The 21,634-nt window shown below is 59.4% G+C and carries 21 protein-coding genes and 2 tRNA genes; 11 read left to right on the top strand and 12 right to left on the bottom strand.

What is annotated here, in order from left to right; genetic code table 11:
• Complete coding sequence (locus tag G7Y31_RS00660) at positions 1-1,290, bottom strand: MFS transporter (RefSeq protein ID WP_165011175.1); 1,290 nt, start codon at positions 1,288-1,290, stop codon at positions 1-3.
• A gap of 546 nt (positions 1,291-1,836) precedes the next feature.
• Here G7Y31_RS00660 and G7Y31_RS00655 point away from each other — a divergent pair.
• On the top strand, positions 1,837-2,232 hold the full coding sequence (locus G7Y31_RS00655; protein WP_165011174.1) for a hypothetical protein: 396 nt from the start codon (positions 1,837-1,839) through the stop codon (positions 2,230-2,232).
• Positions 2,233-2,525: 293 nt separating this feature from the next.
• On the top strand, positions 2,526-3,026 hold the full coding sequence (locus G7Y31_RS00650; RefSeq protein ID WP_165011173.1) for a hypothetical protein: 501 nt from the start codon (positions 2,526-2,528) through the stop codon (positions 3,024-3,026).
• 547 nt (positions 3,027-3,573) lie between these two features.
• On the opposite strand, the gene G7Y31_RS00645 is transcribed toward G7Y31_RS00650, so the two are convergent.
• From G7Y31_RS00645 to G7Y31_RS00630, 4 genes are all read right to left on the bottom strand, one after another.
• A tRNA-Arg gene (locus G7Y31_RS00645) sits at positions 3,574-3,646 on the bottom strand.
• A gap of 211 nt (positions 3,647-3,857) precedes the next feature.
• Positions 3,858-5,432, bottom strand: coding sequence for an SLC13 family permease (locus G7Y31_RS00640; protein ID WP_165011172.1), 1,575 nt, complete (start codon positions 5,430-5,432; stop codon positions 3,858-3,860).
• A gap of 139 nt (positions 5,433-5,571) precedes the next feature.
• Positions 5,572-6,939: a magnesium transporter gene (gene mgtE / locus G7Y31_RS00635; protein WP_165011186.1), complete on the bottom strand. Its 1,368-nt coding sequence runs from the start codon at positions 6,937-6,939 to the stop codon at positions 5,572-5,574.
• Positions 6,940-7,748: 809 nt separating this feature from the next.
• A tRNA-Ser gene (locus G7Y31_RS00630) sits at positions 7,749-7,837 on the bottom strand.
• A 90-nt stretch (positions 7,838-7,927) separates the two neighbouring features.
• Between G7Y31_RS00630 and hisC the strand changes: the two genes are divergently transcribed.
• Both hisC and G7Y31_RS00620 read left to right on the top strand, forming a co-directional pair.
• A complete protein-coding gene (hisC, locus tag G7Y31_RS00625; protein ID WP_165011171.1) occupies positions 7,928-8,968 on the top strand; it encodes a histidinol-phosphate transaminase in 1,041 nt (346 codons plus the stop codon).
• Positions 8,969-8,978: 10 nt separating this feature from the next.
• Complete coding sequence (locus tag G7Y31_RS00620; protein WP_165011169.1) at positions 8,979-9,419, top strand: phage holin family protein; 441 nt, start codon at positions 8,979-8,981, stop codon at positions 9,417-9,419.
• Here G7Y31_RS00620 and G7Y31_RS00615 read toward each other — a convergent pair.
• Positions 9,416-9,679 carry a MoaD/ThiS family protein gene (locus G7Y31_RS00615; RefSeq protein ID WP_165011167.1) on the bottom strand — a complete coding sequence of 88 codons (264 nt, stop codon included), beginning with the start codon at positions 9,677-9,679 and terminating at the stop codon, positions 9,416-9,418. The genes G7Y31_RS00620 and G7Y31_RS00615 overlap by 4 nt on opposite strands.
• Before the next feature lie 114 nt (positions 9,680-9,793).
• Here G7Y31_RS00615 and G7Y31_RS00610 point away from each other — a divergent pair, with 114 nt between their 5' ends.
• From G7Y31_RS00610 to G7Y31_RS00580, 7 genes are all read left to right on the top strand, one after another.
• On the top strand, positions 9,794-11,017 hold the full coding sequence (locus G7Y31_RS00610; protein ID WP_165011165.1) for a molybdopterin molybdotransferase MoeA: 1,224 nt from the start codon (positions 9,794-9,796) through the stop codon (positions 11,015-11,017).
• Positions 11,014-11,490: a MogA/MoaB family molybdenum cofactor biosynthesis protein gene (locus tag G7Y31_RS00605; RefSeq protein ID WP_165011163.1), complete on the top strand. Its 477-nt coding sequence runs from the start codon at positions 11,014-11,016 to the stop codon at positions 11,488-11,490. Before G7Y31_RS00610 ends, G7Y31_RS00605 begins: the two co-directional genes overlap by 4 nt.
• A 121-nt stretch (positions 11,491-11,611) precedes the next feature.
• The gene (locus G7Y31_RS00600) at positions 11,612-12,013 is read left to right on the top strand and encodes a molybdenum cofactor biosynthesis protein MoaE (RefSeq protein WP_165011185.1); all 402 of its coding nucleotides are present in this window, start codon (positions 11,612-11,614) and stop codon (positions 12,011-12,013) included.
• Complete coding sequence (locus G7Y31_RS00595; RefSeq protein ID WP_165011161.1) at positions 12,010-13,029, top strand: ThiF family adenylyltransferase; 1,020 nt, start codon at positions 12,010-12,012, stop codon at positions 13,027-13,029. Before G7Y31_RS00600 ends, G7Y31_RS00595 begins: the two co-directional genes overlap by 4 nt.
• A gap of 10 nt (positions 13,030-13,039) precedes the next feature.
• Entirely contained in the window at positions 13,040-13,846 is an 807-nt protein-coding gene (locus G7Y31_RS00590) for a HipA family kinase (RefSeq protein ID WP_165011159.1), read from the top strand.
• A 43-nt stretch (positions 13,847-13,889) separates the two neighbouring features.
• Positions 13,890-14,699 (top strand): hypothetical protein, encoded by an 810-nt coding sequence (locus G7Y31_RS00585; RefSeq protein ID WP_165011157.1) that lies wholly within the window; start codon positions 13,890-13,892, stop codon positions 14,697-14,699.
• A gap of 454 nt (positions 14,700-15,153) precedes the next feature.
• On the top strand, positions 15,154-15,537 hold the full coding sequence (locus G7Y31_RS00580) for a hypothetical protein (RefSeq protein ID WP_165011155.1): 384 nt from the start codon (positions 15,154-15,156) through the stop codon (positions 15,535-15,537).
• Positions 15,538-16,343: 806 nt separating this feature from the next.
• Here G7Y31_RS00580 and G7Y31_RS00575 read toward each other — a convergent pair.
• The 6 genes from G7Y31_RS00575 to G7Y31_RS00550 form a co-directional block, all read right to left on the bottom strand.
• Entirely contained in the window at positions 16,344-17,882 is a 1,539-nt protein-coding gene (locus G7Y31_RS00575) for a DNA primase family protein (RefSeq protein ID WP_165011153.1), read from the bottom strand.
• Complete coding sequence (locus G7Y31_RS00570) at positions 17,879-18,670, bottom strand: bifunctional DNA primase/polymerase (RefSeq protein WP_244977409.1); 792 nt, start codon at positions 18,668-18,670, stop codon at positions 17,879-17,881. Before G7Y31_RS00570 ends, G7Y31_RS00575 begins: the two co-directional genes overlap by 4 nt.
• A gap of 137 nt (positions 18,671-18,807) precedes the next feature.
• Positions 18,808-18,996 carry a helix-turn-helix domain-containing protein gene (locus G7Y31_RS00565; protein ID WP_165011151.1) on the bottom strand — a complete coding sequence of 63 codons (189 nt, stop codon included), beginning with the start codon at positions 18,994-18,996 and terminating at the stop codon, positions 18,808-18,810.
• Positions 18,997-19,229: 233 nt separating this feature from the next.
• Positions 19,230-19,592 carry a tyrosine-type recombinase/integrase gene (locus tag G7Y31_RS11890; RefSeq protein WP_425321643.1) on the bottom strand — a complete coding sequence of 121 codons (363 nt, stop codon included), beginning with the start codon at positions 19,590-19,592 and terminating at the stop codon, positions 19,230-19,232.
• A protein-coding gene (locus G7Y31_RS11885; protein ID WP_196823603.1) for an IS3 family transposase occupies positions 19,565-20,763 on the bottom strand; the annotation gives its coding sequence in 2 pieces (ribosomal slippage) (positions 19,565-20,478 and positions 20,478-20,763; 1,200 coding nt in all). The genes G7Y31_RS11890 and G7Y31_RS11885 overlap by 28 nt, the downstream gene beginning before the upstream one ends.
• 23 nt (positions 20,764-20,786) lie before the next feature.
• On the bottom strand, positions 20,787-21,500 hold the full coding sequence (locus G7Y31_RS00550) for a site-specific integrase (protein WP_165010470.1): 714 nt from the start codon (positions 21,498-21,500) through the stop codon (positions 20,787-20,789).
• Between the last annotated feature and the right edge of the window lie 134 nt (positions 21,501-21,634).

Genomic DNA, 21,634 nt, shown 5'->3' with positions numbered 1-21,634 from the left:
TCATCCGTCGTAGACGGGTAATTGGTCAAAGTCTGCTGCCTTGGGCAGTCTGCGCAGCACCTGACTAGTGGATATAAACCACGCCACAGCCGCGCACGCGGCACACACAGCCATGCTGAGCCGGAAGCCGACAGCCGAGAGCATTACCCCCGCGCCGGCAGACGCCAGGACGGGCATCAGGCCCATCATCAAGCGGGCTCCGGCGGAGCATTTGCCAATCTTCTCCGGCGGAGCTGACAGCACCAGGTATCCGCCCGAATAAGACATCCACGCTACGGCAGGGATGCTGACCGCGAATGTCGCGACGGCAATCAGCGGCCAGTACTGTGAAAACGCAACCAGGAAGAGATAGCAGCCAAGCTGCCAAAGCATGGTCACCCAGATAATCCGGCTTGCCGGGAAGAGTCGGATCAACCGGTCTTGCACCAGGCCGCCAACGACCATGCCGATGGAAAATGTCGCAGAGACCAATCCAATTATCCAGCCTTCTACCTGGAGATACGCTAGCCACAGATCGACCGCTGCGATAAAGAAGAAGTTGGCAAAGTTCGCGAAAAGATCCACCCCGAACACTGCCCGCAGGGTTGGGTACTTCCAAATCCAGGTCAACGAGTACTTGGTATCCGCCCAGAACTCCTCGAAGGAGTACGTCGAGCGCGTACCCGGCTGTTCAAGGTTGGCTTCTATCGTCTTAGCCGCGCAAATGGGCCCTAGACCCGCGACAGCCTGCGCCACAAAGGGGATCACAGGGGCTATCCCATACAACAGACCGCCTAGAGGCAATCCGGCCATCCAGACGATACTGTCACGAGTCTGGTTCCTGCCTTGCGCCGCCACCAGGAGCTTCTCCCCGATGATGAACCGTAGGATGGCGTTGGTCAGACCACCGAACGTGCCGGTTATTAGTCCCGCACTCAACCCGAACAGCAACAACAGCGGAAAGCTCAATACGCCCCACACCAGTAGAGCCGAAAACCCAGCCCATATCAAAAATAACGAGAGGCCATAGAGAAACAGAAGTCGCTTCTTGTTGAAGCGATCAATGATCATCCCCGCCGGAATGGTCATGATCATTGAACCCAAAGACGTTGCGGCGCCTACCAGGCCCGCCTGACTCAGGCTCCCGGTGACGTGAAGGCTGACCATGGCCATAGGGATAGAAATTAACGATGCCCCCAACGCACTAGCCGTATCAGCGACGAACCAGCGAATATAGTCGGGGTGGTCCCTGCGGACCGCGGTCCAGAAAGTTTCCGGATCAGTCTTATGATCCGTTTTATGCTGCTGCATGTGTTCTCCAAGCAATGACAACCGCGATCGCCGAAGCGTGCGGAAAGCATACTGTGACAGCCCCACAACGGGGGCTCCTCACGCAGGGCACACAACTGGCACCCCGCGTGGACACCTTGCGGTGTGGCGGAGGAAAACTACAGGTGCAGCATCAAGGTCATAATCAGTCTCCGAGGTTACTTTCTTCTAGAGGTTGGGACTTGGCTCACTACCCTAGCACACCAGGCGCGCACCCCGGCAACCCTGGCGCCAAGATACCTCGCAACCGGCCGCAGCTTCAGCACCCGGCCGCAACCTCGTGGCCCATTATTCACCCCCGTGATGCACCGCGTGATTCTGTGCTACGCTGCAGAGGTGGCCTAGAGGAGCACGAAGAAACGTGCCCCACAATACAGATAGGACGAGACCAGCCCCAGGCGAAATGCAACGGATTCAAAACAAGCACGAGTCCAATGCCATTTCACACTACGATTTTCGGAGCACGACAAATACCTAACGGTACGCCGTGCATCCGCCCAGAACTCCACCCAATTCCAAGGAACCAAAGTGTCCAAGAGCCACAGCTATGTTACATCCGCAATTTGTGCCGTCGCCCTCTCAGCCGCCACTCAGTCTGCCCCCGCAATTGCCGCAGAAAACGCTTTCGAGAATGATGAAAGCAGCCAGGTTATTATCACCGTAGAAGAAAGTGGTGAAATCTCATCAATAAGCTCTTCCAGTTCCACTGGAAAACTGCGTTCTGCCAGCGACCGTGCGCCAGATTGCATCAGCGCGGTACCGGAAAAAGGTTTCGTCCAAGTTTATAATCATTGCGATTGGGACATACGAGTCAAAGTAATCTTTGCGTTTGCCGCAGACTCAGCGTGCAAACTGGTAATAGCTGGTACCCGCACAAATATCGCCCTTCACAAGGGTCGCATCGACGGAGTAGTGACATGCTAAACCCCAATAACAGCTACCGTCCCAAGCACATAATGCTCCTCGGGGCGATGATCCTTGCGTTCTGCGCCTCGCTGGCTCCATCGTTTGGCGCCCCAGAGCCAAATCATGAAGCCTCGGGCCACAGCAAATTTGTGTATCTGACGGAAAGTGAATGCTGGAGCCAACTCGACATCCTAAGAAGTCGGCAAAACACCGGGTACTGGGCTCGTTCCGCTACCTGCTTCTTCGACAGGATTTTAAACAACAATGCGGGAGCCTGGATTATACGGCCCGCATAACCCGAAAGGATTCTCATGTGGTTAGACAGTTACAACGAGCAATTTGGGAAACGGCTGGAGGAACTACTTGAGAAAGTAGTCCCCGAAACGCTTGGTGAGCTGACACCTGACCAGCAGAAGCAAGTTACCGAAGGCTCGCAAGAATTTCCCTTCGAGATCGTGCTCGACATCCTCACGTCTAAACGCAGCTACGAGGATAAGGTCTACCGTATCCTCGCCATAACCGGAACATGGTTGAACGCTACATCGCCCAGCGAGTGGTCAATGGGCCCCCTAAGCGGCACAGAATACTCCGAGAGGGTCGGCATTGGCATCAGGTGGGGTGAGATTTCATTTTCTCCGTTATCCAGCATCGCGGAAGACCTTGTCGATACGTATCACATCTGGCCAGGCGTGCTCATGGAATTTGCGCACATGCAAGAAGACAACCGAGATTATTTCTGCCAGCGAATACGGGAGATCAACGACGCCTCCAAGCCAGAATCCCCGCTGCCACCAGAGCACCACGCGCCCTAAGCCACGTCTTCCCACCCGCCCGCGCACTGCGCCGCAAAACAGTAATGTCGGCCATTAGGCAATTAGGCCCGACTACGGCTCAAGGGACAAAAATATGTGGCCCCTTAGCGTCAAGGCGGTGACGCATTTGGCGCCGCTGCAGCACTGCCGCTGGCTCACTACTGCGCAAACCGTAACACCTCCCGGACTGCCACGTCCTGAGCAACTGCTCCTGTTCCGTGATGGACAACCGCTGGTCCCGCAACACCTTGTCCAAGAGCGTGAAGTATCTTTCCACCGTCAAACTTGCCACTGCCCCACGCCCGTCCACAAGACCGACTAGCCAACCACCGTTGTACGCGGCCTCTCGCGCCTGCCGGGTTAGCGCCCTACTCAGCAACTGCGGCTTACTGGTCTGCTGGCTCTCCTGGCCCGGAAGCTGGATGAAACCATCGAACGTCTCGAACGCCCCGGTAATCATGTAGTATCGAAATTGCCCTAAGCAGGGCAGACACGAAAAACGACCACAGGCCAAACCCCCAAAAAGGGGGCCTGACCTGGTGTTTTGTGCGCCCGGAGAGATTCGAACTCCCAACCTTCTGATCCGTAGTCAGATGCTCTATCCGTTGAGCTACGGGCGCTAACCGTTGCAACTGCCTTGCTGACTGCCGTGCAACGAGATGTAACTATACCCAGCATCCTAAACTCTGACAAATCGCCAGGCAGACAGGCCTTTTAGCGCTTATGGTGGAGCGGCACGGAAGAGGGAAAGGGTGGAGAGGAGGGGGCATCGGCAAGCTATGAAAGCACAACACCCCAGCCACAGGACTGGGGTGAGTGGGGCTGGCAGGCCTAGAGAACCAAACCAAAGACAGGCACGGCCAGCAAGTAGACCGTCAAGGTAATCAGCACGGTGCCAATGACATTGAGCCAAATGCCGCCCTTGATCATATCGCCAATGCGCACATGTCCGGAGCCGTAAGCGATGGCGTTGGGCGGGGTGGCCACTGGCAGCATGAAGGCGCAGGTGGCTGCCAGAGCAACCGGGACGGTAAGCAGCATGACGTTGATGTCGCCGCTGTCGGTGAGGCCAATACCCACAGCCACACCGCCCATGATTGGCAGGAAGGTCGCCGCCGTAGCGGTATTCGAGGTGATTTCCGTCAGGAACAGCACCATCAAGGCCACCGCAGCCACCAGCAGGATGGTGGGCAGCGAGCCCAGGCCCTTAGCCATCTCACCAATCCACAGGGACAGACCAGAAGTGTTGAACATGGCCGACAGGGACAGGCCGCCGCCGAAGAGCAGCAGGACGTCCCACGGCATCTCATTGGCCGTCTTCCAATCCAGCAGGCGGGTGCCGTGCTTGGCATCCGCCGGGATAATGAAGAGCAACAGGCCGGCGATGATGCCCACGATGGCATCGTCATAACCAGAGGACTTATCCAAGACGAATGGCAGCGCCACCCAGGCCACCGCAGCGCCCAGGAAGATGATGCCGGTGATGACCTGCGGGCCAGTCCACGGGCCAAGGGCGTCGATTTCCTTACGGATGAGCTCCTTGCCGCCCGGGATTTGGTCCATCTCCGGCTTGAAGATGGCAATCAGCAAGACCCAGGCGATAACCAGGAAGATTACCGCCAGCGGCATGCCCACCAGCATCCACTCGCCAAAACCAATGACGATGCCGTGAGACTCTTCCATGTAGCCCTTGAGCAAGGCGTTTGGCGGGGTACCAATCAAGGTGCCCAGGGAGCCGATGGAGGCCGCGTAGGCAATGCCCAACATCAGCGCGGTGGCGAACTTCTTCTGGTTCTTCATGCCACCGACGGTGTCCGCAGTCAGCGCCAGCACCGAAGTACCGATGGGCAACATGACCACCGCGGTAGCCGTGTTGGACACCCACATGGACAAAAAGCCCGTGGCCAGCATGAATCCGAGGATAAGGCGCTTAGGCGAAGTGCCCACAATGTTGACCACGGCCAAGGCCATGCGGCGGTGCAGGTTCCAGCGCTGCAGGGCCAGGGCGATGAGGAAGCCGCCCATGAACAAGAAAATGGTGGCCGAGGCGTAAGGCGAGCCGACCTCTTTAATGGTGCCCACCCCCGCCAAAGGGAAAATAGCCAACGGCAACAGCGCGGTGGCCGCCAGGGGGATCGCTTCCGTCATCCACCACACGCCCATGAGAATGACCACGGCAGCCACCGCACGCAGCGCACCGTGAGTATATTCGGCGCCCTCCTTCGCACCGGAGGACTGCATAACGGTATCTACTGCGTCTGCCGGGAAGATAAACCACACCAGCAAGGCCAGGGCCAGGCCAGTAAACAGGCCAATGAGCTGGCGGCGCCACTCGGCGGCCTTCACGCCGTGGTCATCTTCACCTTCCGTGTGCGCAGTGGATTGGTGAGTAATGGGGGTGCTCATCCGCACGTCTCCTTCGTTCTCAGAGTTACCCGCACCCAAAACAACAGTGAATGTTATTCACATTACTGCATACGGGGTACGCAAGAACTCTACCCGTACCTCAGGGTTTTTCCACAATGAATTTCCCCCATTACCCCCGCTAGAGGCCCAATACCGTCTTAGCGATCAGGAAGTAAATAATCAGGCCCGTCGCATCACAGAACGTGGAAATAAACGGATTAGAAAATACCGCCGGGTCCGCGCCCACTGCCTTAGCAATCAGCGGCATGGCCCCGCCCACCGTCGCCGACATGGAACAGACCAAAAACAAAGTGGAGCCAATGACTAGACCAATGCTTAAGCCATAGACCACAGAGGCCAGCACAAAGCCCAAACCACCCAGTACCGCGCCCAGCAACATGCCCACGCGCAGCTCGCGCCACATAACCGAACCGAGGTCATTCTTACGTATATCGCCCAACGCCAACGCACGCGTGACTGTCGTAGCCGCCTGGTTGCCCGTATTACCTCCGGTGCCCGTCAGCAGCGGAATAAATAGGGAGAGCACCACGGCCGCTGCCAGAGTGTCCTCAAAGACGGACAGCACCTGCACGGTGAGTAGCGCCGAGAGTGCGAGCACCAACAGCCAGACAATGCGCGAGCGCACCAGCTTCAGCAGCGGCGTGGACATATACGGCTGCTGCAGCGCCTCCGCACCACCAGAACGCGCACTGTCCTCAGAGTCTGCCTCTTCCACAATGTCGATGGCGTCATCCCACATCAGCAGGCCCACCAGCCGCTGCGACTCATCCACCACCGGCAACGCCAAAATATCCAACGGCAAGAACCAACGCGCGGTCTCCTCCGCGTCCGCGTTGGCCATTGCATAAACAGCCTCCTTCATCAGATCCCCCAGCAGGGCATCATCCTTAGCCTGGAAGACCTCCCGGAAGCTGACCACGCCCACCAGCCGGCGGTCCTTGCGCACAATAGGCAGCGTATAAATGGTCTCCAAGTCTGCCGCCGTTTCCTTCAAACGCGCCATGGCCTCACCCGCAGTCATCTCCGGGTACAAGTCCGGCACCTCCGGGGACATACGGCGACCCACTGAGCCCTTGCTATAGCCCAGCACCACCCCCGTAATATCCCGGTCAGGTTTATCCAGCGAACGCAGCAGCCGGTCTGCAATCTCCGCCGGGAGCTCATCCAACAGCGACACACGGTCTTCCGGCTCCAGGGCGTCGAAGTATTCAAAGACATCCTGGTTGCCCAGTTCATCGATAAGGTCTGCCTGCTGCGCGAAGTCCAGCGCATCAAAGACCGCGATGGATAGCTCCCGCGGCAACAATCGCAGCAACAACGCCGCCCGCACAGAATTACAGCGTTCCACCAAGGCGATGAGTTCACGCAATGGCAACTGCACCGCCAGGTTCTGCACTTCCTGCGCCCGCTGCGGGGCCAATTGGCCCTCACTGCGCAGAATCCGTTCTAATTCGACAGAAGCCTCCACGTAGGTCTTTGGTTCCATCACGTTGCCATCACCGCCTTTACTAGCTTCGCGCACCCCAGCTCCTTTGCGCACCAGGAAGCGCCCAACTCATTCATAGTACGAAACTTAGGCGCCGTTGTGTTAATGTCCCCACACCCTTTTCTCCTAGGGCCGCTCGAACGGGGCTAAGCTAACTCCCAACCGGGGCTTGATGTCTGACGCGTACGCACAGCCCGACCAGGACCCGCCTCACATAGCCCCGCAGCAAGAAAGGAATAGACAATGACTTATGGGCTGTCCAAAGACATCTCGAGGGAAAACGGTGTACATGGTACCCACACTGCATAGAACCACATGAGGCGACTCGGTTCCTACCGTGGGGAAGTCCGTAAGGAACCGGCTATCCCTACTATCAGGTAGGGAAGTCCCCCCCTGGGGGACTTGTCACCGGTTGTGCTTACTAACGATACCTGCCCCACCACCAAAAGTCCACCATTAGGCTCGAAACTCGCCCCCCAGCTGGACTACAATCCTCACGCTGATGAGCGCGCCCATCGGTCTCCGGCCATAATTGTGGAGTCATGGTGTGGTGACCCGTTTTCTGCGCGGAAGGCCCCCGATTTTGCAAAATTTGATGCCTTCCGCGCCGAAAATGCACCAGCCATCCAAAAACCACCACCACCCTAAAACCACCGTTCCGGAACGTCGCCGGTACGTTATCGGTACGCAGCAACTGCGTCTAATGGGCAATTATTGGGGGCCACCTGTGGCAATATAGTAGCACGCCGCTAACCAGCGCAGATATAGCAAAACCCCCGGTCAATAATGACCAGGGGAATTGCACTTTGCGGAGACGAGAGGATTTGAACCTCCGGACCTGCGCAAACAAGTCAACTCCTTAGCAGGGAGCCCCATTCGGCCGCTCTGGCACGTCTCCATATGGCTGCACGAGGCAAGCCTGCAGCGATTCTACCTGAGTACCCGGGCGGCTGACAAAACTGGGGGCAGGGCAACTAGGGTTGGAGAAATGATACGCCCAGATCTTGAGTCCCTGCCCGCCTACGTTCCGGGTAAGCGCCAGGAGGACGCGCTGAAGTTGTCCTCCAATGAGTCTGCGGTCCCGCCGCTGCCAGCAGCGGTAGAGGCCGCAACTAAGGCCGCCGCCACTGCTCACCGGTATCCGGACATGGCTGCGGTGGAATTGCGCACTGCTTTGGCCGACCACCTGGGTCTAGAGTGTGAGCAGGTGGCCGTCGGCACGGGTTCCTCAGCCCTGTGCCAGCAGCTCATTCAGGCTACCTGCGCGCAAGGCGATGAGGTGGTCTTTCCCTGGCGTTCCTTTGAGGCCTACCCCATCTTCGCCCAGGTCCACGGCGCTACCCCGGTGCCGGTGCCGCTGCGTGACCACGGAGTGGACTTGCCCGCGCTGGCCGGGGCCATTACGGATCGCACGCGCGTGGTCTTCGTCTGCAATCCCAATAATCCCACCGGCACCACGGTCACGCGCGCGGAGTTTGCCGCTTTTATGGAGCGCGTCCCGGCGCATGTGGTGGTGGCTTTGGATGAGGCCTACTTTGAATACGTGCGCACCGCGGACACGCCGGTGGCCACGCAGGCTGTGCAGGACTACCCCAACGTGGTGGGCTTGCGCACTTTCTCCAAGGCCTATGGGCTAGCGGGCCTGCGGGTGGGTTATGCCTTTGGCCCTGCGGAGCTCATTGCGGCGATGAACAAGGTGGCCATTCCTTTCTCTATTAGTTCTGTGGCCCAGGCGGCAGCTGTGGCATCCTTAGCCGCACAAGATGAGCTTGCCCAGCGTGCCGATGCCACCGTAGCCCAGCGCGGCCCCGTCGCCGCGGCGTTGGGTGCCTTGCCTTCGGAGGCGAACTTCGTGTGGTTGCCGGGGGCACAGCCAGACTTAGCCCAGGCCTTAGCGCAGGAGGGGGTGCTGGTGCGTAGCTTCCCAGAGGGCATCCGGATCACGGTGACTACTAAGGAGGAATCCGAGCGTTTGCTAGCCGCGTGGGAGAAGGTCTCGGCCGCGCCGCTTCCCGTTGCTGGCGGGTAGGCTGGCGGCCATGCGTTTTCTGTGGAATCTTTTGCTCCAGGTGCTGGCCATCGCCATTGCGCTGTGGGTGACGGTGAGCCTGGTGCCGGGCATCACTATCACCCCTGCTCCCCTGGAGCCCGGTCAGCCGGGAATTGGCGCGACCGCAGAGCCTGCGTCCTCGCCGACTTTCCTGGCCGTGGCCGCCGTTATAGTGGCTGTCAATGCCTTCATTGCCCCGGTTCTGCGGGTGCTCGGCGCACCGCTGACGTGCCTGACGCTGGGCCTGTTTTCCATCGTGATTAACGGCGCGCTGCTGCTAATAAGCGAGTTCATCTTCACCCACCTGCTCACCAACCTGGGCCAATTCACCATCGATGGCTGGTGGGCCGCTATCTTCGGTGCTATCGTGCTGGGCCTGGCTAGCTCTGTGGTGAATTTCTTCACCTCCCCGCTGCGGGTGCGCGGCTAACCACCGGCAAAAGGCGGCAGGATGTCCAGCCGCTGCGCCCCGGCCAGTAAGTCCTGCGGCTGCGCATTCCTCCCATCAACCAAGAAGCTGCACTGCTCCAGCACCTGCGCAAAGGACATACCCGCGGCTGTGGTGCCGGAGTGGGTGGCGCGCAGGGTGGCGAGGGCATCGGCAAGCGTGGCCCCTGCTGGCACCTCCACGGACTCCCCAGCCGTGCCCGCAGCCTGCCGGGCGGCGGCAAAATAGTGAACATCAAGCATGGGTTCCACTATGCCACTGCCCCACGCCATAGCTTGCCGATGCCCCCTCCCCTCCCGCACCCCTGCTGCCACAGGCCTACACTGGGGCAGGGTTTGTTGTCTAAAGGAGCTTGCATGCGCACGTATGAGGAACACCTGCAGGCCGTCCGCGCGACGGTAGGGACGCCCGCGGTGGTCACCCGCAGCGTTGATAGTTCCTGCGGCATGGTGCTGGCGCACAGCGTCACCGCCCGCTACGACCAGCCGCGTTTTGATAATTCGCAGATGGATGGCTACGCCCTGGCCTCTGCTGCTAGCGCCACGTTGCACGTGGGTGCCACGGTTGCCGCAGGCAATACCCCGCAGCCGATTGCCAGCGGGGTGGCCACGCCGATTATGACAGGCGCTATGGTTCCGCCCGGTACCGTGGCCATTGTCCCGGTGGAAGACTGCGATCCCCCGCACTTTGTTGCTGCTGGCGAGACAGTCCGGGTACCAGAAGTTCCGGCTGGGCGCTACATTCGCCGGGCGGGGTCCGATGTAGCCGCGGGCACCAGTGTGCTGGAGGAGGGCACGCGGTTGAGCGCGGCGGGTATCGGCACGCTAGCGGCCCAAGGCATAGCTGAGGTTGCAGTCTATGCCCCGGCGCGCATCCTGGTTGTCACCGGCGGCGCGGAGATTGCTGGCGACGGACCAATTGAGTCCAACAGGCGGTCGATCGCGGCCGACGGCGAGGGGAATGCTGGCGGCGGCGCGCTGGGGCAGGCGCAGATTCCTGACTCGAATGCGCCAATGCTCGCGGCCATGGCGCGGGAGTACGGCATAGAAATTGTGGGCTTTCTGCGCACTAACGATGACCCGGCGGCGCTGCGCGCTGCCTTGGAGGCGGCGGTGCGGCAGCATGGGCCTGATGCGATTGTGACCTCCGGGGGAATTTCGCACGGCAAGTTCGAGGTGGTGCGCCAAATCTTGGACAAAGACGGCTGGTTTGGGCATGTGGCGCAGCAGCCAGGCGGGCCGCAGGGGATTTCCCAGCTGGACGGGGTACCGGTGTTGTGCTTGCCGGGCAACCCGGTCTCCACGCTGGTGAGTTTCCGGCTTTACGTGGCGCCGGTGCTGGGGCGAGTGCCGCAGACCCACTGGGCACGCCTGACCACCGGGGTCCAGGGCTTGGATGGGCGCGAGCAATTCCGCCGCGCGGTGGTGTCCTGCTCCCCGGAGGGCTGCATGCAGGCAGAAGTATTAGCCGGCGCGGGGTCTCACCTGCTGGCCCAGGCCATACGCGCCACTGCTCTGGTGCGCATTCCCGCCGGGGCGTCTTTGTCCCCAGGCGATATAGTGGAGGTGTTCCCCCTATGACCCGTAACCGTACTGCCATTGTTATCGTGGCCTCCACGCGGGCTGCCGCGGGTATCTACGCGGACCGCTCCGGGCCTATTGCCGTGGAGTTTTTGCGCGCCCAAGGCTTTACGGTGGAGGCCGCCCGCGTGGTGCCGGATGCCGAGATCGCCGCGGCGGTGGACCAAGCCTTTGCCGAACGCCCCGCGGTGATTGTGACCTCCGGGGGCACGGGCATTACTGCCGATGATCGCACCGTCGAAGCCGTCGCCGCCCACCTCGACCGCGAGCTACCCGGGCTGGCGCAGGCCTTTTATACACACTCGGCGGGGGTGCCTACGGCGGCAGTCTCGCGCATAATCGCCGGAGTCACTGACACCACCTTTGCGATCACGCTGCCCGGTTCCACCGGCGGGGTCCGCGACGGCTGCGCGGTGTTGGAGCCGGTACTAGAACACATCATTGCCTCTCTGGAAGGAAACCATGAGCACTAATTCTGGTTGCGGCCAGCCCAGCGGCCACAGCGGCCACCACCCTGGCCAGCCTGCCAGCCAGCCCGCCGCTGCTGACCCGGACTATGTTGCAGCCCAGGTGGGCAAAGTGTTGGGCGCCCACATGAGCGCCGATCCCCTCGACATCGCAGCGGTGGTGCCCACTGTGACCACCCCGGCGATGGGGGCAGTGGTGACCTTCGACGGCATCGTACGCGACCACGATGCCGGGCGCGGCGGCGTGGAGCTGCTGGAATACACCGCCCACCCGAGTGCGGGAGCCGAAATCGCCCGAGTAGCAGCGGAGGTCAGTGCCGCCCATCCACGCACCCGCCTGTGGTGCGCGCACCGTACTGGGGCCCTGCGCGTGGGTGAGAGCGCCTTCGTGGTCATTGCGGCTGCTGCCCACCGCGGCGATGCCTTTGCCGCTGCCGCAGAACTTGCTGATCGCGTCAAGGCCGAAGTCCCCATCTGGAAAGAACAGCACCACAGCGATGGCGCCAGCACCTGGGTGGGATTGGAATGAGCATCCGCTACGCCAGGCAAGAGGCCCTGTGGGGTGAGGAAGGCCAGGAGAAACTGCGGCGCGCAACCGTGGCCGTCATCGGTGCTGGCGGGCTGGGGTCCCCGGCGCTGCTGTACCTGGCGGGGGCGGGCATCGGCAAGCTCTTGCTCTTTGATGATGACACGGTGTCGCTGTCGAACCTGCAGCGCCAGGTAGTGCACACTACTGCTGCCGTGGGTACGGGCAAGGCTGAGTCGGCAGCGGCGACCATTGCCCAGCTCAACCCGGAGGTGGAGGTGGTGTGCCTTGGCCGTTTGGAGGCCGCCACCGCGCTGGAGCACCTGCGTGAGGCCGACGTCCTGCTGGATGGGACCGATAATTTTCCCGCCCGCTACCTGTGCTCCTGGGCGTGCCATGAGCTGGGGATTCCGCACGTATGGGCCTCTATCCTGGGCTTTGATGCGCAACTGTCGGTCTTTTGGTCCGGGCATGGGCCCGTCTACGAAGATGTCTTTCCCACCATGCCCGCCCCCGGCAGTGTGCCGTCGTGCTCCCAAGCTGGTGTGCTGGGCCCGGTAGTAGGCACCGTGGGCAGCGCCATGGCACTAGAGGCGCTCAAAATTATTACCGGCACCGGAACGCCCCTGGTGGGCACACTGGGCTACTTTGATGCCCTGGCCGGGACCTGGGAGTACATTCCGCTGTCCCGCAATGGCGCCGTGCCCGCCCGTCCTGACGATGCCCCCGAAACCCGCCATGTCCCCGTCGGTTGGCGGCTTATCGACGTGCGCACTGCCGGCGAACGCGCCCAAGCACACATCCCCGGTTCCGAGCATTTCCCGCTCGACCATCTCCTGGCCGGGCATAACCCGGACCTGGACCCCAATGAGCCTGCGGTTATCCACTGCGCCAGCGGCGTGCGCTCCGCCCAAGCCGTGGAGGTGCTGCGCCAACGCGGCTATAGCCGGGTGCTTTCCTTGCGGGGCGGGATAAACGCCTGGCTGGAGCAACAGCACAGTTCGCAAGCCGATGTATAAGGAACAACCAATGACTTCTGAAAACGTCATTTCAAACGATTCCCACCGCACTCGAAGCGAAAAGACTTACCTGCAAATCCCCGGAAAAGTCGCCTACAAGACCGGGACTCGCCCTTTCCTCGGCAGAGCCGACGACGGACACGACTACTGGTGCAAACGCATTGAGAGTGACCACGGGCACGAAGCTATAGTCAACGAGGTGGCTGCCAGCATCATCGGCCAGCGCCTTAACGCCCACGTGCGCCCTTGGAAAATAATTTACGTACCAATATCCCTCCACGGCCACATGATTGGAGATTCAACAGAGCGTTATCGTCTCACCGGAACACCACTATTTGGTTCCCTAAATCTCCACACCGGCACACTACAGCAGGGTTTTAGCGTCATTCCCTTCGTTAATAACGACGCAAATCACAATCACATCCCCAAACTCATTGCCATGTGGGCACTATGCAATGTCCAAGAAGACCTCCAAGTCCTCACGGATAACGCGGACGACAATTCCCTATGGTCCATTGACCATGGATTCTGGTTCGACTCATTGCCCTACCCATGGCAACTAACCTCGTTGGATCATACGGGAGGCATCCCACACATTCCCCTATTGCGCCAATCGATCCCCAGCAGTTGCTGGGATAAGGCCATCACCGCACTCGACAACCTTGACGCCACGCTGCGGGAGGAACTGCACCAAGCCCTACCAGAAGAATGGGGTATTTCAGAAGACAAATCCGCCAGGCTCATCTCCTACGTTCTTGAGCGCAAGGACTACACTCGGAAGCTACTGAGCGATTATAAGACCGGAAAAAGGCAGTGACATGAGATTCCACTATTGGACCGTGAGTGTGGTTCCACGCCCCATGGGCATCACCACCATCGGTGTCGGGGTCATCGTCATCGATCCTGAAACGGGCTGCGCAAGAAGTAAATTTCGCACTGACCGGGGTATCTACCACGAATCAGACTCAGCTGGAGCCACTCAGCTGGCGCTGTGGAATTTCCAGGCGGAAATCGACAGGTTAATCACCCCCATTGAGCCACTCAACCTAGCTGGACAGCACACGCTGTCCAGCTATCTCGAGTTTGTCAGTGGGCATTGGCAGAACATCATCCAGGTTCATTCGATGCAGTCCATGGACGCTAGCAACCTCAACACGGCCGTTGATCTGCTGTTTTCCGCCCTTATCGGCGAGTTTTCCACCGAGCACAGTCACCACGATGTCAGGCATGTACGCCGTAATGTCCGCGGCACTTACAGGAGATTTCCGCGCCTCGAGCGGGCGACGATTTTTGACACAAATGTCCGGGTAGCACGACGCGAACTTGACCTCACATTAGCTGTTGTGGATGAGGGGAACGTTATTGAGCTGAATCAGGCGTTCAACTTCCAGTCGACCGATCCCAGGGGTACCCGGTCCGCCATTGATGCGTGGACTCTGAAGATCGATAAGCTAATCCAGGAAGGTGGCGAACTCAGCGCCCATGGGCCAATTACTCTGGATCCTCGTGGCTCTAGCATTGTTGCAGTCACCACAGAGCCTAATTCTGCAGCACAGCAGGAAAACTACCTTGAATTCCAGGAATTTTGCCGCGACCTGGACATTATGGTGCTAAACGAGGAAGACGTGCCTCAACACGCGGCACGCCTCGATGAACGTTTGGCATCATAACCAGGCCGCCATCTTCCGCAGCCATGCCGCACAATATACAGCTCCAGCCCGACCCAACAAAACCCCCGGTGAACACTCACCAGGGGTTCTACAGTTGGCGGAGACGGCGGGGACTGAACCCCAACCGCACAAACACGCAGGTAAACGGCGCAAAATGAAAACTGTCCAACCGGGCCGGTACGTAACTGGTACGTAAATTGTGCGTATCAGGCCCCCAACACCACGAGGTATAGCACCCCATGCACCACACACCACCCCAACCAACCACCGCGCGCCGGGGCACCGGCACCCCACGCCTACGCCACCTAGTCCACCACACTGAATCATCCGGTGCCATCCATGCGTTCTGTGGTCTACGCCTACACACTCGCACCGGGGCCACCATCGGCAATCACGCCACCAAACAAGACTGCCCCGCCTGCGCGGCAGCACGCCACCTCTATGAGGTAACACTATGAGCACCAAAGACCTGCCCACCGCTGACCAACCAGACAACTACACCGGCCTATACAACCGCGTCCACATCGCGCAGGGGTGCGTAGAACGCGACACCCTTACACTGCACCTGTGCACCGGGGAAGACCCCACCGCTGGCACCTACTGCACCACACTAAACCCCACCACCCGCGTGCAGTTCACCGGGCGCGTGTTTCGAATGCCAGACGGTAAGCCGCCCACCATAGGCAAACTGGAACACATTCCGAATACCCTGCGATGGAATAGGCAGCCGTTGATCCTCTGCCCCTACTGCCTCACCATGGCGCGAGTGGAATCAGAGATGATAAGCCAACGCGCCTACAAAGTGGCCTCCACCATTGCCGCCATGGACAAACTCTAAACCCCACCACGGCACCCCAACCGCCACGAACAGCGGAACGGTTCACTGCCCGGCGCGCCGGGGGGGTGGTGATATGCCACCCCCTAGGCCGGGGTGGTGATATGCCACCCCACCGCTGAGCCCGGCGCCCATAACCGCCTCTATTCCGCACCTATAAAACGCAACCCCCAAACCTGTACATCTTGGGAGCCTCTTTGCCCTCCGCGCTTGTGTGTGGTTGGGGGAGGGGTGTCCCCCCTGGGGTCGGGTATGCCTACCCCACCGGCGGGCCTGGTGCGAGGTATTGCCCGCGCATACGCCCCACGGGCCCCTTGCTGCTCTGCGAGCGCGTGGGGGGGTGGCAGACATCCGCCGAACGGATATATGGGTAGACTTGCCGCCCTGCGAGCGCGTGGGGTGTCTTACACCGGGTGGGCTCGCGCATCGCGAGGGCATCGCCGGGCTTGCCTGCGCGCGCGTCTGTGGTCAAAAAGGGGGTCAGGTCCGTAACACTTCCATCTCCGTAGGGGGTCGTGTATCGCGACCCCCTCGCGTTTTGAACGCGACCTTGTGCCCCCGGTATCGGAGCACTGCGTCCAGAAAAATTCTGAGAGAAGTCTTTTATAGTGAAAAACCCTGTGTCACTGTGTCCGCCCAGCTCAACGCCTATTTTTGGCCTGTGCCATGTGTGTGTCAGGGGTGTGCCAGGGTTGTGCCAGCGACCAACTGACACAAGGTGACACAGCTCTGACTCAAGGGAGACACAAGCCCAAAAACCCTATTGACCTGCATTGACACAAGGACACAGACATTTCTATAAAACACTTTTAGAAAATGTTGCTAGTGACTAGCTTCACTCCCACTAGATAGCGATCCCGCTTCACGCGCCCGCCACCAGGCGGGGGCACCGCACCGGGCACGGGTAACTGCTTACACTCAACCCGGCTATCAACTGCGCTCAATTGATTAACCATCTGCTCAGCGCTTGCCGCGCGGGTGCCATTATCGTCATGCCATGTCTTCCATGCGCGGTGTACAGCACTGCGCGGCACAATATCGTTTGGGTTGCCCGTGACCTCTAACATGTCCTGTAGGAATCGTTTAGCAGGTGATGCCAGGCCCTCTAACCCGTCTACCATGTCCGCCATCGTATCCGGCACGGTAAACCGGCCCGTCTCGTTTAGCCGGTCCAACCCCTGCAAGGCCCAATTGAATATGCCCGGTAGTTCCGCCAGTAGACGGCCCTCTAGCCCGGGATCTTCTTTGCCTAGATGACTTTTTACCAATCGCACGGCCATAAAGCGGTTAGCCACAGCACCGGCGGCGTCCACGAAACGCGGGAGCTCGTTAGAGGCGATGACAAAGCGAGTAGGTAGCTTGCCTGTCCAATTTGGTTGGTACTTGCGCTGAATAGACACGCTGTCTCCTCCGACCACGTTCAGAATGAACTCGGTTGCTTTGCGCCCGTTGCTTCGCGACGGCTCGCGAGCATCGCCTACCGTAGCTAATGGCTTGCCGATAAGTGCCGCCTGGCCTGGGTCTGTGCCCAACCCGTCTAGCGAGGTAGACCCCGTATTGGCCTGCCCTACCAGCTCTGTCATGACTCGCAAGATGACGCCCTTACCCGCGCGAGTAGGCCCAACCATCAATAGGGCCTTATGCAAGTCTGTACGTCCTGCAATGACATACCCCATAAATTCCTGCAACAGCTCCGCGCCTTTGCGGTCATGAGCAAACGTGTCATAGATAAAGGCCAGCCACTCATCACAGCGCGCGCCGGGGTCGTAGTCGAACGGCAGGGAATAGGTGGTGAACAAGGCCGGGGTATGGTCCACCAATTCCCGCGTGCTAAGACGGAAAAGTCCATTGCGTAGGGCCACATACTCCCCTGCATCGCCCGGTAAGCCCGGTGTGCCCCCAATGTAGGCCGGGGCGCTGGCCTTATCATCGAGCACCTTGTTCGCGCGTGCCTTAAGCGAGCGGATAACGTCGCCAACCTTTGCGCTAGTGGGGTCCCACGGCACGAGCGTATCCACGTCTTTACTCACCTTGCGGTATACCGCGCTGGCAAACAAGGGGTACAAGTCAGACTGTATTGGTAGGTCTGCGTCTTTGCCTTGCTCTGCGAACTGTTCCCAACACACACCGGTGTATTCCCACCAGTTCCCGCGCCAATAAAGCAACTGCGCCCGCCCGCTAGGGCCCGAATAAAGGTTGCTCATCACGTGCTTAGCTACCTCATAGGGCTTACCCGGGCCCGGTAGCTCAACTTCCCCACCGGTGGTATCGACATCACCGGCTATTACGCGCTGTTCCACGGTAGGCAGCTCGAACACTTCAGCAGAAAACGACACGTTATCACTCATGCCGCACCCCCTACGAGGGTCCCACGTGCAGCGGTACGAGCGCTTGCAAGGGTGCGGATAATTTCCGCATCAGCTAGACCTACCGCACGGGCGGCATCGGACAATTGCGCCTCAATGTCTAGCCCGCTGTCTAACGCCCGGCGCGCCGCCCAATACAACCCGTTGTTGCGGTTGCCGTCCGCGAGCTCTGCAACAAAGCGAACGAGCCCGGCCCCGGCATCATCGGCATGGACAACAACCCGCCCGGGGGTGGTAGGGCGCGGTAGGGGCTTAAACACGTGCTGTAGTAGCCCCTTTGGCAGGGGGGCTATATCGGTCCATGTATGGGGTACATACAGCCCGCCGGTTTCAGGGTGGACGGACGGGGCCATAACTACGTACCCGGCCCCGCCGTGCTTAATGTCAATACCGGAGCCACGGTGCACGAGCTCACTACGCAGGGGCGCGAGATAGGGCACGGTAAACCATAGATGCCACCCACCGGAGCCGGTCATAAACGCCATGGTTTCAGGCACGGCAAAGCTCGCGGTAATAAGCTGCCATGTCTCATGCCCACCGTTGCGAATATCAATATCTAGCACCACAATGCCGCGCCCCGGGCGGGCGCCAATGTTAGCCCCTGGGTAGCGTTGCCACCACCTGCGCACGGTGTCCACGTCGCTGCTAAACGCCTTGTAGCCACCATCAACGAGGGGCCTTTTGCCACGCAGGGGACCTACTGCAAGGCCACGGGTGGCGTAGTCTAGGGCCGCTTCCATGCGCATTTCGGCTAGCGTGGTGCCTGCCATGCAGCTATGATTTTCCATATAGCTTGCCAGCATGACATCCCCCGCCTGTGTCCCAACGGCGGGGGTTTGTGTTTGGTTGCTCAACGCTTACACCCCTCCCCACTGTGCGAGCCCGGCGCGTGGTGTGAACTCGCCCATTACGCAACACCCCCGGACCAGGCGTTCGTGGGGGTAAATAGTGCGTCTACATCTTCAGGCTTTAGGCGAATCGTTCGCCCGGCGCGGTAGGCCACTAGACGGCCCTCTGCAATATGGCGTCGCAAGGTGCGCACGCTTAGCGCGGAGTATTCCGCTGCTTCTTTCAAACTCAAATACCTGTCTTGCATAGACTCAGGTGTACACGCGCAGCCGGGTGTGTCCAACAGTGCGAGTTGTGCATTTGCGCCGCATGGACTTGTTTTCTCCCCCTATGCAATCACACACCGACTGAAAACGACTGAAAACGACTGAAAACGACTGAAAACAGCATTGCCAGTTCGCGCCGGGGTAGGGCATTGTAGGACGCCGCAAAAAGTGACAAAACACACAAGCAATGAGGGTAATCAAAATGTGCACTTAGCTACCCCCCTAACGACTGACTCACCCTATCCATAAGCTCATCTGTACGCCCCGCGCGCACCTTCATATACACCTCATAAATTGTTTCCATATCATCCTGGCCTAACAGCTTCCCAATCTCTTTTAAGTGCGCCCCCTGCTCCGCAAGCCGTGTAATCAACCAGTTACGCCCCGTGTGTGGGTTAATCCCAGGGTGCACCCCGGCGCGCTCTTTCGCCCGGCTAAGCACACTGCGATAGCTTGTATCCATCACCATGTGACCGCTAGCGGTAACCGTTAATAACCGGAGGGTACGCGTTGGGCGCGACCCCTGGATTGTGGACACGGAATTATGGGTTAAGCTACAGCATTTAGGATAGCGCATGTAGCTGCTTCGAATTGTATGGGGGACATGTATTTGCACCAGGAGTGTCGTCGCTTGGTGTTGTATCTGACGCACCAGGCAAAGACTTGCCTGCGGGCCTGGTCGACTGAGGCGAAGCATCGTCGATTACGCAGTACTTCACGCTTGAGGGTGGCGTTAAACGACTCCGCTAGAGCATTATCGGCACTCGTTCCCACCGCACCCATGGACTGGATAACTCCCAGGTCGCGGCAGCTTTGTTGAAACTCTTTCGAGGTATAGACACTGCCGTGGTCACTGTGGAAGATCGCCCCAGCAAGGCTTCCGCGCTGCCTGAGTGCTTCCTCCAGGGCATCGATGGCCAACTCGCTACGCATGTGATCAGCAATAGAAAACCCGACCAGCCTGCGTGAATAGCAGTCGATGACGGTCGCGAGATACAGATTTGTTCCTCCTTGGATAGGCAGGTAAGTGATATCGCCAACAAGCAAACGATTAGTCTCATCAGCACGGAAACGCCTTTTGACCAGGTCCGGGAATACCCGGCGGGAAGAAGCGGACACCGTGGTTTTCACACGGCGCTTCTTACTAAACCCGTACAGGCCTAATTTCTTCATCACCCGGGCCACGCGCTTGTGGTTGACTGGGCTACTGTCGTCGCGCTCGGAGAGCTCAGCTGCAATTCGTTTGGCTCCGTAGAGGCCTTTTTCCTCATCAAAGACCTCACGGATTTGCCTGCCAAGTGCTTCATCAGCACTCCTGCGAGCCAGACGCTTCGGCTTGGCCTTCTTCCATGCGTAATACGACGACCGGTGTACGTCGAGCACCTGACACATCCGCTTTACCGAATACCGGTGGGTATGGTCATCGATGAACTTGAAGCGGATTACGAGTTCATCTCCTTGGCGAAATATAAGGTGGCCCTGCGCAAGATATCGCGTTCTTCTTCGACGATGGCCAGCTTCTTTTCAAGCTGCCGGATCCGTTCAGCATCACCAACCTGCCGGGCACGGGCCTGCTCACGGCTACGACGAGCGCGCTTGCCGGTGCCGTACTTGTCGACCCAGTTCGCTAGGGAATTTCGGTTAATACCAAGATCTGCAGCAATGGAATTGAAGGAGCCTTCCATAGAGTTCTCGTAGACCGCGACAGCATCGCGCTTGAACTGCTCAGAATACGTCTTACGGGGCATGGTCACACAGTACCTCTCTCCGGCTAGCAACCGGGGTTAGCCCATGTCCACTCCAAGGGGGTCAGGCCCGTTGAATGAGTACCCTTAATCTGCTGCCTAATCACCGTAGGTTCCGCTGGTGCAAACCTTGCGAGGTGGTCCAAAAAATAGGGCACGTCCGCCGCCATAATCGGCACCGTGCGATTACCGGCCTTAGTCTTAGGTGACTGCAGCAGCATGTGCGTACCGCCACCATCGGTAATACGCTGCGCGTTCTGCCTAATAGTCACAGTAACCCTAGGCAGAAAGGGCACCGGGAGGGGAATAACCTCCACATCAGCCACCTCTAGGGCTATGGCCTCACCAATACGCACCCCGTGATGCAACACGAGCGAGGTTAAAACACGATAGCGCGCCGGGACCTGGGCAAGAATCGCGCCAATTTCCCCGTCAGTAGGTAGATACTTTTCTTTGATCTCAATCTTTGATCCCGCCTTAGGAATCGCAACCGGGTTAGTTGCAAGTATGCCGCGTTCTACCGCCTCCGCGCACGCTGCGCGCAAGCGCTTATACGCCTGCTGATTGACTGTTTTAGCCTCCGGATAACACCGCTGCACACCGTCCCACCAGCGGTATACGTCCGCCTTAGTCAGGTCCACGAGGCGTATATCACGCAAGGAACACACATCCGCATCTTGCGCGCCGGGGCCATAAGGGTGCGTAATCCGCACGCGGGTAACCCTCCGGTAATTCTGCATAGTAGACACTTTCACGGGTTCAGGGCGGCGCTCTAGTAGCTCATGAAAACGCTCTAACCACTGCGCGACTGTCTCAGAGTCTGCCCCTGCTTTAGCCCGGCGCGCAGCAGGGGGGCGCCACGTGTCTAAGTCGA

Origin of the sequence: Corynebacterium lizhenjunii (assembly GCF_011038655.2) — a bacterium.
Taxonomy (GTDB): Bacteria; Actinomycetota; Actinomycetes; order Mycobacteriales; family Mycobacteriaceae; genus Corynebacterium; species Corynebacterium lizhenjunii.
This window is presented reverse-complemented; position numbering and strand designations above follow the sequence as displayed.

Bases quoted from the DNA above. Each gene is read 5' to 3' on its own strand.
- G7Y31_RS00660 (WP_165011175.1), bottom strand. From the start codon at position 1,290: ATGCAGCAGCATAAAACGGATCATAAGACTGATCCGGAAACTTTCTGG.
- G7Y31_RS00650 (WP_165011173.1), top strand. From the start codon at position 2,526: ATGTGGTTAGACAGTTACAACGAGCAATTTGGGAAACGGCTGGAGGAA.
- G7Y31_RS00640 (WP_165011172.1), bottom strand. From the start codon at position 5,432: ATGAGCACCCCCATTACTCACCAATCCACTGCGCACACGGAAGGTGAA.
- mgtE (WP_165011186.1), bottom strand. From the start codon at position 6,939: ATGGAACCAAAGACCTACGTGGAGGCTTCTGTCGAATTAGAACGGATT.
- hisC (WP_165011171.1), top strand. From the start codon at position 7,928: ATGATACGCCCAGATCTTGAGTCCCTGCCCGCCTACGTTCCGGGTAAG.
- G7Y31_RS00620 (WP_165011169.1), top strand. From the start codon at position 8,979: ATGCGTTTTCTGTGGAATCTTTTGCTCCAGGTGCTGGCCATCGCCATT.
- G7Y31_RS00615 (WP_165011167.1), bottom strand. From the start codon at position 9,679: ATGCTTGATGTTCACTATTTTGCCGCCGCCCGGCAGGCTGCGGGCACG.
- G7Y31_RS00610 (WP_165011165.1), top strand. From the start codon at position 9,794: ATGCGCACGTATGAGGAACACCTGCAGGCCGTCCGCGCGACGGTAGGG.
- G7Y31_RS00605 (WP_165011163.1), top strand. From the start codon at position 11,014: ATGACCCGTAACCGTACTGCCATTGTTATCGTGGCCTCCACGCGGGCT.
- G7Y31_RS00600 (WP_165011185.1), top strand. From the start codon at position 11,612: ATGAGCGCCGATCCCCTCGACATCGCAGCGGTGGTGCCCACTGTGACC.
- G7Y31_RS00595 (WP_165011161.1), top strand. From the start codon at position 12,010: ATGAGCATCCGCTACGCCAGGCAAGAGGCCCTGTGGGGTGAGGAAGGC.
- G7Y31_RS00590 (WP_165011159.1), top strand. From the start codon at position 13,040: ATGACTTCTGAAAACGTCATTTCAAACGATTCCCACCGCACTCGAAGC.
- G7Y31_RS00585 (WP_165011157.1), top strand. From the start codon at position 13,890: ATGGGCATCACCACCATCGGTGTCGGGGTCATCGTCATCGATCCTGAA.
- G7Y31_RS00580 (WP_165011155.1), top strand. From the start codon at position 15,154: ATGAGCACCAAAGACCTGCCCACCGCTGACCAACCAGACAACTACACC.
- G7Y31_RS00575 (WP_165011153.1), bottom strand. From the start codon at position 17,882: ATGAGTGATAACGTGTCGTTTTCTGCTGAAGTGTTCGAGCTGCCTACC.
- G7Y31_RS00570 (WP_244977409.1), bottom strand. From the start codon at position 18,670: ATGGCAGGCACCACGCTAGCCGAAATGCGCATGGAAGCGGCCCTAGAC.
- G7Y31_RS00565 (WP_165011151.1), bottom strand. From the start codon at position 18,996: ATGCAAGACAGGTATTTGAGTTTGAAAGAAGCAGCGGAATACTCCGCG.
- G7Y31_RS11890 (WP_425321643.1), bottom strand. From the start codon at position 19,592: ATGCGCTATCCTAAATGCTGTAGCTTAACCCATAATTCCGTGTCCACA.
- G7Y31_RS00550 (WP_165010470.1), bottom strand. From the start codon at position 21,500: ATGCAGAATTACCGGAGGGTTACCCGCGTGCGGATTACGCACCCTTAT.